Annotated in this window: 10 protein-coding genes; all 10 read right to left on the bottom strand. The window is 40.5% G+C overall.

Features of this window, described 5'->3' with window-relative positions:
• Positions 1-11: 11 nt before the first annotated feature.
• Positions 12-1,199, bottom strand: coding sequence for a CaiB/BaiF CoA transferase family protein (locus LH29_RS05730; protein ID WP_045026649.1), 1,188 nt, complete (start codon positions 1,197-1,199; stop codon positions 12-14).
• A 2-nt stretch (positions 1,200-1,201) separates the two neighbouring features.
• On the bottom strand, positions 1,202-1,972 hold the full coding sequence (locus LH29_RS05725; protein WP_045026646.1) for an enoyl-CoA hydratase/isomerase family protein: 771 nt from the start codon (positions 1,970-1,972) through the stop codon (positions 1,202-1,204).
• A gap of 4 nt (positions 1,973-1,976) precedes the next feature.
• Positions 1,977-3,116: an extracellular solute-binding protein gene (locus LH29_RS05720; RefSeq protein WP_045026643.1), complete on the bottom strand. Its 1,140-nt coding sequence runs from the start codon at positions 3,114-3,116 to the stop codon at positions 1,977-1,979.
• A gap of 25 nt (positions 3,117-3,141) precedes the next feature.
• Entirely contained in the window at positions 3,142-4,194 is a 1,053-nt protein-coding gene (locus tag LH29_RS05715) for a lactonase family protein (protein WP_045026641.1), read from the bottom strand.
• Between the two features lie 49 nt (positions 4,195-4,243).
• Positions 4,244-5,044, bottom strand: coding sequence for an SDR family NAD(P)-dependent oxidoreductase (locus LH29_RS05710; RefSeq protein WP_045026638.1), 801 nt, complete (start codon positions 5,042-5,044; stop codon positions 4,244-4,246).
• A gap of 17 nt (positions 5,045-5,061) precedes the next feature.
• Entirely contained in the window at positions 5,062-5,754 is a 693-nt protein-coding gene (locus LH29_RS05705) for an RraA family protein (protein WP_045026635.1), read from the bottom strand.
• Between the two features lie 2 nt (positions 5,755-5,756).
• On the bottom strand, positions 5,757-6,179 hold the full coding sequence (locus LH29_RS05700) for a hypothetical protein (protein ID WP_052670623.1): 423 nt from the start codon (positions 6,177-6,179) through the stop codon (positions 5,757-5,759).
• Between the two features lie 36 nt (positions 6,180-6,215).
• Positions 6,216-7,661, bottom strand: a complete 1,446-nt coding sequence (locus LH29_RS05695) for a sugar porter family MFS transporter (protein WP_045026633.1) — start codon at positions 7,659-7,661, stop codon at positions 6,216-6,218.
• A gap of 67 nt (positions 7,662-7,728) precedes the next feature.
• Positions 7,729-10,434, bottom strand: coding sequence for a glycoside hydrolase family 38 N-terminal domain-containing protein (locus tag LH29_RS05690; protein WP_052670622.1), 2,706 nt, complete (start codon positions 10,432-10,434; stop codon positions 7,729-7,731).
• Between the two features lie 12 nt (positions 10,435-10,446).
• The gene (locus LH29_RS05685; RefSeq protein WP_082063424.1) at positions 10,447-13,107 is read right to left on the bottom strand and encodes a glycoside hydrolase family 38 N-terminal domain-containing protein; all 2,661 of its coding nucleotides are present in this window, start codon (positions 13,105-13,107) and stop codon (positions 10,447-10,449) included.
• Positions 13,108-13,111 lie beyond the last annotated feature (4 nt).

Here is a 13,111-nt window from a genome sequence, read left to right as displayed (position 1 = left end):
TTTTTACTGGTTTATTTGTCATTAAAAAACTTCTGAATCTTCTCCTCAGGGTAACCACAAAATTCTTTCAGAATCTCGGCAGCATGTTCATTTAGTAATGGAGCGGGTTTCTCAATTTTCTGTGGTGTGTCGCTAAACTTAACCGGGAACCCGGTGGTTTTAACCTTACCCACAGTTGGATGCTCGTACTCCAAAATCATATTGTTGTGTTTGATCTGCGGATCTTCCACCATCTCATCAAAGCTGTTTACCTGTGAGCACCAAACATCGTCGGCGAGCAATAACTCAAGCCACGAGCTGGTGGTTTTTGTCTTGAAAACAGCATTAAAATCCCAGCGTATCTGATCGCGGTTTTCGATGATGTTATTGGAATCGAACTTCTCCTCATCATATTTAGTAAGACCAATAACTTTTGCTACTTTACGAACAGAGCTCATACCGATAGCAATGTATCCATCGGAGGTATCATACAAGCCATAAGGAGCTCCCAGCCAAGGATTGGGAATTCCACTTTGGCTACGTTCCGGGTTAGAGCCTTTATGCAGGTAAGCTGTAACTTCCTGTATATGAAAACCAACCGCAGAATTCAGAAGGTTCGCTTCAATTTTCTGCCCTTTGCCGGTTACCGAGCGCGAATAAATGGCTGCCAAAACCGATTGTACAATAAATAAACTGGTTAACAAATCGGCCTGGCCAACAGCGGTTACAACGGGCAAATCGCCTTTTTTCCCATTTAAGAATGGACCACCACTTAAAGATTGCGCCAGCAAATCCTGACCCGGGCGTTTTAAATAGGGACCTGATGAACCATACCCAGAACTGGAACAATAGACCAACTTTGGGTTCAGCTTTATCATCTCATCGTAACCAAGTCCCAGCCTTTCCATCACTCCGGGGCGGAAATTCTCCAACAATATATCGGCTTTGGCAATGATATCTCTAGCTATCTTTTTTCCTTCATCGGACTTTAAATCAAGCGCAATACTTTTCTTGTTTCTGTTAAAGCTGATAAATGAAATGCTCTCCCCTTCGGGGTATAGGTTTCCATAGGAGTAATGGCGCATCCAATCTCCTTTGGGAGGTTCAATCTTAATGATCTCTGCCCCCATATCTCCCATCATTTGTGTTGCCCACGGTCCTTGTGCCAATTGCGACAAGTCGGCCACCACCAATCCCTTCAATGGTCCATGTTGTTCCATAATTACTTCTCCGATTTTTTTATAAAGTTTTGAATGGCTGTTTGTGCCTCATCGTGCAAAAACAGCGCTTTAACCGTATTCGCTTCGTCTTCAATCTTTTTTTCAAAGGCCATTTCGGTAAGACTCAGGTTGGCCAATCTTTTCAATTGTGCAATTGAGTTTTTTGGTCGGCGCGAAAGTTTGCCCGCAAAATTCATGGCTTCAACTAAAAAGCGATCGTCAACAAATACGTGATTAACAATCCCCCAATTGTACATGGTTTCTGCATCGAACTGTCCGCCAAAAAACAACATCTCCTTAACACGATTAATACCAATTTTTTGGATTAAACGTTGGGTACCTCCGCCTCCGGGAATGAGACTTAAAAATACCTCGGGCAATCCCATTTTAGCCCGATCGGAAGCAACAATCATATCGCACGACAATGCAATTTCAAAGCCGCCCCCTAAAGCAAATCCGTTAACAGCAGCAATCCATGGCTTCGATGCCCCTTCAATGGCAGCGTACAACTGCTTTCCTTTTTCCTGAAAGGCCTCAAATTCTTCGGTAGTTTGGCTGCCATACTCCTTGATGTCGGCACCCGCCATAAACGCCCTGCCTGCTCCGTAAATAACAGCCACTGCGGCATTGTCGTTATTGTTGATGAAATGAATACCTTCGATTATTTCATCCATCATTTGCCTGTTCATGGCATTGAGTTGATCGGGACGGTTGAATTTCAACACCCCGATTTTATCCTTTATTTCAATCTGTATGGTTTTAAATGTTTTCATGTGCTTAAATCGTTTTATACAATTCATTTAACTGGCGCATAATTTGATCTGAATTCGTGTCTTTCAATATTCCTTCGTGAATAATATCTGCTCCCTGCTCCTGAAAATGGTTCCAGCCCGGATGTTGCGGGCGGATGTAGGCGTTTTCGATGGTCCACATCGTATCCTTAAAGAAATTAGTACATAGCTTATCGTTATCTGCACTTTGCCAAGCTAGTTTATTAGCTGGCTGACCACCGTTTCGCGTAAAAATTGCTTCCTGAATTTCAGCGGCAGCCGCGTATCCTGCATATTTCGCAGCCACTCCAGGATGTTTGGTCAATGCCGAAACTGCCAAACCAACACCTCCCATAATGGTGGAGATATTCTCCTGTTGACCAACCGGGCTGTTAGCAAAATGAACAAGATTCTTCGTATAGCCCGCTCTTGAATAATTGGTGTACCCGAATAAATAAGGAGAATAGACAATTTCATCCTCTTTGCCCATGCGATCCAAAATTTGGATAGGGTTCCAATTCATCGATTCAGGATGTAAGTATTCAAGATGAGATTTTAATTCATCAATAACATCTGCTCCAACTTTGCTGTCAATATGCTTTTCATTTATAAAACTACGACCCGCATTTTGTGCGCACAAACTAAGAAATGTGCACCAAATATCGGTAGGACAAAGTGCCCATGCAACTTTATAATTGGCAGGTAAATTCTTGTAAAAACGTTTTAGCTCTTGGTGCGAATTTGGCAATATAACTCCAATTTCAGCAATTAGGTCTTTCCTGTAAGATGCCACCAAAGCCGCCGCATCAATTGGCGTGGCGTACATGTGCTTGTTGTAGTGATAAATATTGAAACACTGTCCCAAAGATTCATCCTCCAACTTTTTAATCACTTCCGGAGAAAGGTGTTGCTCTAACTTAAGCAACAGACCGTTTTTGTCGGCCTGCCCCATGTACGGATGATCAATGGTAATGAGGTCGTAACGTTCAATAAGGCTTTCGATGGGCATATCGCCAAATTCCTTTAGTGAGCGCACATCCCATTTGATGCTCACTTCAGGATTATTCTTTTTGAATTCCTCTGCTGCTGCAATTAGTGGCTCATACCCCCTGGGGTGATCCCATGCTATTCCTTTTAATTCAATCATTTTCGAATGTACTTTCTTTCTGTTTTTATAACCAGCAGATATTAACTACGGTTTCTGCCTCAACTTTCGACTTCATTTTCAAGGTTCCGTCCTGGGGATTGATTTCGAACACAACCAGGGTATTCGAATCCTGATTGGCAGCAATAAGCCACCGCCCGCTGGAATCGATATTAAAATCGCGTGGTGTTTTACCTTCGGTTGACTGAAAACCTACGAGCGATAGTTCCTGTGAATCTTTCTCAATTCTGAAAATAGCAATGGTTTCGGAGCCACGATTGGAAGCATACAGAAATTCGCCGTTGGGATGTATGCGAATAGCCGCACCTCCAACAGCTCCATTGTGGCTTTCAGGAATGAATGAAACTTTTTGAATGATTTTAGGTTCGCCACCACGCAAATCAGCCACAAATACTTCACCGGTTAACTCGCTTAAAACAAAGGCAAACTCTTCTCTCTGATCCATAACCATGTGACGCGAGCCACTTCCTGAATCAACCCTGATATCCAGATTTGGAGTTGCTGTCCATTGTTTCGATTCGGTATCAAGCTGATAGGCTTTGGCCATATCCAAAGTCAGGTCAACCACATACATCTGATCTTCCCCGAATGGATATACCATGTGCGCATGGGCTGCTTCCTGCCTTTCGGTATTCGGCCCCGTTCCCTCATGCTTTATTTCCTGACTGAAAGGTGCAAGACTACCATCTTCCAGAATTGGATACGACAGCGCATTACCCGATACATAGCTTGCAACCACCAGGCGATCGTGAATGATAGCCAGATGGCAGGCATAATCGCCAGCAATCTTTTGCTTATTCAGAAATGTTAGTTCCCCCTTTTCTCCAATTTTATAGGCGTAAACCTCAGGATTCAGGTTCTCATACATTTCTTCAACTGTATACAAATACTCTTTGTCGTTGCTTACCACCATGTAGCTCGGACTTCGTTGTTCTGAATAACGTAGAAATTTTACTTCGCCTGTTTCCGTATTCAACTGAAAACAGCCAATTCCTTTGCCTGTTGGGTTTGAAGCAGGTGACCCGTCCTGCGTATAACTTCCGGTGAAAAATAGTACCATGGCATTGATAATTAGAGTCAAAAAATAAAGATTCATTCTGCCTCTCTGTTTACGATTTCTTTCTTGGCGGGCGCGGATCGTACTGGATGGTATGATTCATATAAGCGCCGTCGATGTACAAGTCGGCACCGTTGATATAATCGGCCATATCGCTTGCCATAAAAGCAACTGTTTTGGCTACTTCAGAAACATCACCCACTCTGCCGGAAGGTATCCAGTTATTAAATTTCTCCTTACCGAATTTTTTTATCTCTTCACGGTTCATTTCCGTTTCAATAGCGCCAGGGGCAACCGATACTACCCGGATATTACTTTCGGCCAGTTCCAGCGACAAACACTTGCTTAGCATTTTAATTCCTGCCTTTGCCGAACAATAGTGAATCAATCCTTTTCGGGGCGTTGTATCGTGTATCGAAGAAATATTAATGATAACACCACCGCCGGTTTTCTCCATTCTTCTACCAGCTTGCTGAGCACACAAAAACGATCCCTTCAGATTGGTATTTATCACCCTGTCCCACTCACGTTCTGCCATGTCTAAAACATGAATTACACTTTCTGTTCCAGCATTATTTACCAAAATATCGATGCCTCCCAATTCCGCATCCATAACATTGAACATTTGTTTAACCTCCTGTGAATTGGATACATCAGCGCCTACAACACACGTATTCACATTGTACTCCAGCCTAACCGCTTTGGCAAGTTGCTCTGCTTCTTCTTTATGAGAGAAATAATTAATTAATACATCGGCTCCACATGCTGCCAGCTCTTTACAAATGGCTGCGCCAATCCCCTTACTTCCCCCTGTAACCAAAGCTTTCTTTCCTGTCAAATCTATATTACTCATAGTAAGATTTTATAATTTTACATTATTCCGAATTTATTAAAAGCATCAACGGTACTCATTCCATTTTCCAACGCTTTTTTTACCAATTGTTCTCCGCGTGCTTTTTCAATAGCCCCCGTAAAAGCTTCTTCTTCTGCTTCCCTCGGAACAATTACAATTCCATCGCGGTCACCATAAACAATATCGCCTGGGTTAATCTTAATCCCGTCAATTTCAATAGGAACACGGTAGTCAATTACTTTTCCGCGGGGTCCCTGATCTTGTGCAAAACCACCATAAGAAAAAGTAGGAAAATTCAGATTCAGCACCTCGTTGGTATCGCGCGAATAACCATGTAATACAGCTCCTGCGGCTCCCAATTTCATAGCCCGGGTACTCATTAATCCGCCCCAAAGTGCATAACGCGGCGAAGATCCGGTGCAGATGTACACTTCGTCTTCTTTTAAGCTGTCCAGCGCTTCGAACATAATTCCGAAAGGCTTTTTCATAATTGGATTGTTGGTTTCCTCAACCACCTCGTCGAAAACATCAGCTTCCAAAACAGTCATGGCACGTCCAATTACCACAAAATCTGTATTTAATGGCTTTATTGTTGGCGGTAGAAACTGGTGTTGATACCCCAGCTTATCCAGAACATCTCCAACCAAGGCAACAAAAAGTTCCTTTTTTGCTATACTATATAGCTCCTTGTCATCTTTCCAAATCTTCATTTCTATATAACTTTATTGAATAATTCGTTAACACGTTCAACCAATTGGCTTTGCTTTTCCTTTGATAAATCGAAAAATTCGAAATCTCCTAAATGGGTATTGTCTTTTTCCACAATGATTACTTCGCTACCCTCTTGCATGGCTATATTGTGCCATGTTTTAACCGGAACATTGTATGTAATCCCCGGCTGCATCAGTTCCAGTTCAAACCGGGGCTCATTGTCGGTTATGGCAGCAGTAATCAACACAGCATTTCCTTTGGTCAATACAAATACCTCATCCGTTTGATAGTGAATATCTATACGTACAATATTCTCAACACGTTGGTTTTCATCCGCATTAAGTTGAGCTACCTGCCAACCTTCACGTATTAAAAACGGATCATATCCTTTTTCCTTTATTTCGTATTTTTCTAACAATGCCATTTTTTAAATCAGTTTAAACTATAATTGTTTGGGTGACTACCATTTCTTCTCGCGCCAGTATTTTTCAATCTGCTCTAGTGTTTTTCCTTTGGTTTCGGGAACAAATTTCCAGATGAACCAAATAGCAGGCAACGTAAGTATTCCGTATAAGAAGAATGTGCCGCCAGGAGCTATTGTTTTAATAAATACAGGGTTGGTAAGGGTGATAAAGAAACCTGTTACCATAAGTGAGAAACTTCCTATTGATGCAGCCAACCCTCGAATACGGGTCGGAAAAATTTCGCTTATAATAACCCAGGTAACCGGTCCAAATGAGAAGGCGAAACTGGCCACATAACACAACAATGGAATAATCACTAAATTAGAACCAATTGTGAACAAAAGTCCCACTCCGGTTAGCGAAAGAAAAGCTCCGGTTACCCCTACCAATAGTAATTTTCTTCTACCAAATTTTTCAATATTCAGAATTGCCACAAACGTGAATGCCGAATTCACCACACCAACCAGAACAGCACCTAAAAACGAACTTTCAACATTTTGAAACGACTCATTTAGAATATTAGGAGCAAAGTACATGATGGCCGCAATTCCACTTAAATGTGAGAACATGGGAAGCAGGATTCCAATTAGAAGTGGCAAGCGCATAAACGGTTTCATTAACTCTTTAAAACCGCCTGTTTCTTCATTAACCATTTCGTTAATTTCAGCCATTTGTGCTTTGGCTTCTTCCTTGCCATTTAAGCGTTCCATTATCCCCAAAGCTTCGTTGTTTCTTCCCTGTGCCACCAACCAACGCGGACTTTTAGGAGAAAAGACAAGCAGAACAAGGAACAGCGTAGCAATAGGAATTTCGGTTCCGAACATGCCTCGCCAGATTTCAGAAACAAACAACCAGCTAAATAATCCAGAGGCTTCATTTGTTATTACACCAGCCGCATCTCCTGCATTGTTAAGCACAATCCAGTCGACCAAAAAAGCCAGCAGAATTCCCAGTGTTATTGATAACTGATAGATGGAAACAAACTTACCACGCTTTTCAGGCTGCGTTAATTCTGATATATATATGGGTGCCACTACTGAGGTTATTCCAACACCAATTCCTCCTATTACTCGAAATACAATCAGAAAACTAAATGAAAAAGTTTCACTGGAACTTATCCAATGCGTATGATCTATGTTTCCCAAAAACTGTGGTGGAAGCATGGATCCAATTGCAGAAAGGGTTAAACAGGCGGCTGCAACAATAAGTGCATTTTTACGCCCGATTCTATCCGTAATAATTCCGGAAACCACACATCCGGCAATAGTACCTAATAGTGCCGATGACACTACCCATCCCAACATAGCTGCTGACAGGTTATAATGGGTTTGCAAAAACGTGTTGCATCCCGAAATGATAGCTGTATCGTAACCAAACAGAAACCCTCCAATGGTAGATACAAAACTAATAGTGAGTAGATAAAGTGAACCTTTCGTCTTCATTTTCAATTATTTCTTATAAAATTAGAGACCATTGTTAGATTTCTTTAAATTGGGATTAGACTTACACTTATTTTGACTTTTTCAGTTTAACTGTCCCAATTTCAAATTTGCCAACATTTAATTCCAAATCTTTCCCTTTCAGCTTTAGTTCAGCCTCTACTTCCTCAATAAGGTTTGTTCTATAAGCTTGATTAAATTTATCAAATAATTGAAATTTTACTTTCAAGTCATTGTCCTCAAGATTGTAAAAGCGAATTGCCACTCCCTCTTCGTTTTCAGCTTTTTTCATGGCCGTAACAATGATATTATCATTGTCAACCTTCAAGAAACATTCGCTTTCATTTAGAGAAGCATCGGCATACTGGATAGGTGCAACAACCGCAAAAACGGGTTCATTGCTTTCCTTTCCAAAACGTAGTCCTGTATGTTTCCACCCCTCGTCATGCGATGTGATTGAAAAATTAAAATGATGATGACCGGTTTGATGGTATTCGTTACCTTCCCAATGGCAACTTTTTCTGGAAGCTAATAAAATTGGTTGCAGAATGGTTCCCTTTAAACCGTTTCCAGTAGGATCGAGATAATCCATCCCCACTACACTTGATGCCAATGTTACGCCAAAACCATCACCCGAAGCATTGATCCAGTTTTCAATTCCCCTAGGATGCAATTCATTACACGGTGTATAATACCTTTCTCCAGCTGCACCGGGCATTTCGTCTTTGCCAACTTCAACTACTCCGTAAGGAACTTCATAACTTACTGTGTTATTTTCCATTTTTAAAGGAAGTGCCATACGGTATTCACGATACATTGTACCATCAAAGTTTTTAACCGCTACATCAAAATCAACCTTTTTTATCTGATTGTAGAATGTAACCTCTACTTCAGCGACGGAATTTCGTATTGGCTGGCGGAATTTGAAGGTTTTGAAAACCTTTCCATTTGCTATTATTTCCCATTTGGTTTGGTAATTACCAGTTTTATCAAATCCTTCCATAGTTGGTTGTTGAACAGCATCAAACTCGCCTGCCCCGTTTCCCTCTGATTTCATTGTAAAAATTTCACCGGCTTTAAAAAACTCTGAATTAATCAACTCTTTGTTTAATTGCTTATCAAACATACTTGAGATACCTCCATTGCCCAGTTCTGCAACAAAAAAATCATTTTCAAAAGTCGATTCTACTGTTTTATCAACTTCGTCTAAACCTTGTTTCGAAGGTTGTATATAGTAGGTGTCGAAACCAACAGAAGGTACATCTTCCGCGATGAAATTAATTTCTGCTGATTTTAAAAATCCGTCCTTATCCGCTTTTACATTTTCCAATTGGACCGCAACTTCCTTCCCTTCTTTTGAAAATAGTTTTACAGATTTGGCGCTCTGTGGATCAAAGTTCATTTTGCAAACAACCGGGCTGGTGCGGTTCCAGTTAAGACTATTGAAAACCATTACAGGAATTCCCTTATCTTCGGATATTTTTACTTTTGAAGCTAAAGTTTCAATTTCTTTACCTAACAGTTGCTTTGATTTTTCATGAGCATCGGCAAAGCGTTGCAGAAAAATATTATCGGTACTTACACCTCCTTTTCCACCCCATCCATGATCGGGATATATTTTCGATTCCCATGCCTGCCAAAATAAATCTATCGGATATTTGCTATAAGACCCGTCGACCAAAGCATTTACTGTAGCAAACTTTTCTGCTGCCGGCAACAATATATCTGCTTTACGACTATGATCCATTGCCCAATGATGAGATGGTCCGTGTATGTAAATCCAAACATTAGGGCGTTCTCCCATAATGCTCGGTATTTCTTTTGACGACTTTCGTATTTGTTTGAAGAATTTATCGAGGGTGGAAAATCTAATTGCAGGGAGTTGTACGTTTAATATTTCGCCATCTTCATTTTCAACTTCGGTCAGATTATTCCAAAGCGTTAAAAACGGGTCGAGGTTTTCCACCGGTCCCATATCCCAAATAGGCTCAAAATTTAATACAGCCGGCATTACAGCCTCTTCGCTTTCAATATCATTGTAACCATCGGTCCATACCAAAACCTGTTTGGCCAACTCTTTAACAGCCTCGTCATTTTCCTTTCCAAGGATATTATAAAAGTCAATGTAATGCCCAGGCGAATAGGTAGTTACTGCAGAACCATCAGGGCTTAGCCAATCAAACACACCTCTTTCATGACGGCTGATGAACATATTATCTACGCCGGCTTTTGCCATTAGTTGTGGCATTTGCAAGCTCCTTCCGGGAACATCGGAGTTATAATATGATGTGGCATTATATCCATCAAATTCGTTTTTCAACCACAATTTTCCAAGGTAAAACTGGCGAGCTAATGATTCGGAAAAATACATTTCCTCATAAGGTTGGGTATAAGTTGACCCAATCAACATTCGTCCTTCTTTCAAACGTTTTGTTATTTCCTGCTTTTTTTCCGGATGCCTTTCGATATATTCCTGAATAATAGAAGTTTGTTCGATATCCATTTCGAATCCCCTTTCCTTCTCTAATCTCTCCATAAAAGGACTAATCCATTGCTCATCACGCCAGATTACGCATTTAGAAATTTCATCTGCCCAAGCCAAATCCTGGTGTGTAGTTAACGACAATAAAATGCTGCCATTGGCAAGCGCACTTTCTGAAGCTTTCTTTAAAATATCAAACGTTTCATTGTCAACTTCTAAACGTTCCTGACCTGTAGCATTAAAGCAAAATACAATAAAAAGAATATTGAATAATATTTGATGATATTGTCTCATATAGATTCGGTTTTAAAATTTTAACTTGAATGTTTCGATGGCATATTTGCCAACTTTATATACATTGTCTTTACATGTATTTACAGGTTCTTCTTCAATTATATTCGTTAGCCAACTTTCTTTTACCGGCTTAAAGAAATCTACTTTAACATCTGAGTCAATTCCTTCAATGTCGTAACAGCGTAGCACTACATTGTTGTCGTCCTCACATTTTTTTATGGTAGAAACAATTACATTTCGGCTATTTATTTTTACAAATGAATATTTATCAGGGAGTTTCCCGTTTTGAAGCTTTTCCATAATTACCAGCGCATCCATTGGTTGGTTGGCCTGATCGCCGAATTGACGCCCTTCTTTCCAATCAAAATCCGACGACGGACTCCACCAAATGCTACCAAAAGAAGTAAGGCTAAACTTAAAATGGTGGTTTCCCCGTTGAAGATACCAGTTGGAATCACTACTTCCGTTACAGCTCCTTCGGGTAGCAAAGAGAATGGGTTGTAATACAATTTCCTTTGAATTATTATTTGCCGGATTAACCCAATCGAATGCTGCAACATCGGTACTTATCGTTACTCCTTTATTTTCGTCCCAATACGAAAACCAATCCTGTACCTCACGTGGGTGAATCTCAGGGCATGGCGTATCATATATCTGCTCAGGTTTTGAAAAGCCACCAGGCATAGGCAATTCATCTTTACCAACTTCAATAACAGCCATTGGGCTTTCGTATGCGACCTTGCCTCTTCCTGCATCATTTTTCATCGGAAATGCTAAACGATATTCTCTTGAATGAACACCATCGAATCCCAAAATATCAACTTCAAAATCAATTCTTTTATAACTGTTATAAACAATTAAACGTTGTTTTACAGTACAATGCTCCCAAGGGTGGCTTGTTTCCAGTACAGTGCGTACGGCACCATTTTCAAGCAATTGCCAATTCGGAGAATACTGGCTCATTTTAGCAAATCCTTTCATGGTGGGTTGTTGAACTCTTGTAAATTCCCCTGCACCGTGTCCTACCGATTCCAATGCAAAGACTTCTCCAAACAGAAAGTCGCTTTCAGAAACCAATTCTTGTTGGATGTACTTATCCATAATTGAGCTAATTCCACCTTGTTCTAATTTTATTTTATAAAATTGATTGGTTAACTCTTTACCATCATAATCCATTCTGAGCTTTTCATCTTCGCCCGACTGACCCGGCATCAAGTAGTAGGTTTTATAGCCATGAGCAGGAACGCCCTCTGCAATAAAAACGAATTTTAACCAGGAATCACTATCTGTGTTGTCAGTAGGGATAAACTGATAGTTTATACTTTTTCCCTCACCATCAATTAGCTTGAAATCCTGATCATACATCCCTTCTGTATTCAAACTGAAAGTAACAGGATCGTTGCGCTCCCACGAAAGTGAATTAAACACGACTACAGGAATTCCATCTTCTTTAAAATTGATATCATTGGCAATACAGGTGATGGATTTTTCAACAACCTCATCAGCAACTTCTCCTGCATTTTCAAACTTTGTACGAAAAAGCTTATCGGTAATATGCCCAAAACGACCACCCCAACCGTGATCAGCATAAATTCCATCTTCCCAACCTTTGGTCAACTTTTCTTGTGGATAATCGCTGAAATCTTTTTTTAGCATTGCATCAAAAGTTGCAAACTTTTCGGCAGCGACTAATCTTCGGGAAGCATAACGAGATGCTTTCAATGCCCTTTCATGCCCTGGTCCATGTATATATAACCACACATTAGGACGTTCTCCCATAATTGAGTCAGGCTTTCCCTTACGAACTGCCGCCTCAATTGCCATAGCACCGGTAGAGTAGTTTATATATGGCAAAGGAGATTCACCATTATCTACCTTTTTATTCCATTCCGAAAAATATGAATCGTAATCCAGTGGTTTCGAGAAATCATGAGAACTGATATAAATGTAATCTGGCGAAAACTCTCTCTGCTTGTAATAGTCGTTCCAGTTATTTAGGATTTCAGTGAATGCAGCAGTCCGGTTATCATCACCTTTCGCATTTCGGATTGGTCTACCCGAACATTCATATTGTCCTGGTGTCCAGCATGAAATATAACTACCATCCGGGCTATACCAGTTATACAAACCGGGTTCGAAACGACTAAACTGTAAATATTTGATACCAGCTTTGGCAAACATTTGTGGACGTTGCATAACACGTGCAGGTACATCTTCATCCCAGGCACACGTATAATTTCCACCAGGAATCATTTTTCGAAGTCTTTTCTTACCTAAATATGTTTGGCGAATAAGTGCTTCGCCATCATACATTCCTTCATAGGGCTGATTGTAGTTTGCTCCCCATTCCAGCTGACCTAATTCGGTAAACTTTCTAATTTCATCAAAACTGTCAGGATGGCGCTCCAGGTATTCATACAAGTTCATTGCATTTTCAACATTGAACTTGAATTCAGGATTTTCGGCCATGCGCTTTAATGCTGGCGTTATCATATTAACATCCCTGAATTCAATACATTTTTCAGGTGTATCCATCCAGGCAATATCCTGGTGCGAAGAACTTACAACATGTATTTGTCCACCTTTAAAATAAGAATGGTCTTTAATGCTCTCCTGTCCCTGAAGCAGAAAAGAATTGACTAGTATAATTAGTATTATAGAAATCTTTCTCATGATT

It is taken from the genome of Draconibacterium sediminis (assembly GCF_000949475.1).
In the GTDB taxonomy this organism is placed as follows: domain Bacteria; phylum Bacteroidota; class Bacteroidia; order Bacteroidales; family Prolixibacteraceae; genus Draconibacterium; species Draconibacterium sediminis.
The sequence above is the reverse complement of the archived record's forward strand: the minus strand, read 5'-3'. Positions and strand labels throughout refer to the sequence as shown.

Coding starts and splice junctions, on each gene's coding strand:
- LH29_RS05730 (WP_045026649.1), bottom strand. CDS start 1,199: ATGGAACAACATGGACCATTGAAGGGATTGGTGGTGGCCGACTTGTCG.
- LH29_RS05700 (WP_052670623.1), bottom strand. CDS start 6,179: ATGGCATTGTTAGAAAAATACGAAATAAAGGAAAAAGGATATGATCCG.
- LH29_RS05715 (WP_045026641.1), bottom strand. CDS start 4,194: ATGGTACTATTTTTCACCGGAAGTTATACGCAGGACGGGTCACCTGCT.
- LH29_RS05685 (WP_082063424.1), bottom strand. CDS start 13,107: ATGAGAAAGATTTCTATAATACTAATTATACTAGTCAATTCTTTTCTG.
- LH29_RS05710 (WP_045026638.1), bottom strand. CDS start 5,044: ATGAGTAATATAGATTTGACAGGAAAGAAAGCTTTGGTTACAGGGGGA.
- LH29_RS05725 (WP_045026646.1), bottom strand. CDS start 1,972: ATGAAAACATTTAAAACCATACAGATTGAAATAAAGGATAAAATCGGG.
- LH29_RS05705 (WP_045026635.1), bottom strand. CDS start 5,754: ATGAAGATTTGGAAAGATGACAAGGAGCTATATAGTATAGCAAAAAAG.
- LH29_RS05695 (WP_045026633.1), bottom strand. CDS start 7,661: ATGAAGACGAAAGGTTCACTTTATCTACTCACTATTAGTTTTGTATCT.
- LH29_RS05690 (WP_052670622.1), bottom strand. CDS start 10,434: ATGAGACAATATCATCAAATATTATTCAATATTCTTTTTATTGTATTT.
- LH29_RS05720 (WP_045026643.1), bottom strand. CDS start 3,116: ATGATTGAATTAAAAGGAATAGCATGGGATCACCCCAGGGGGTATGAG.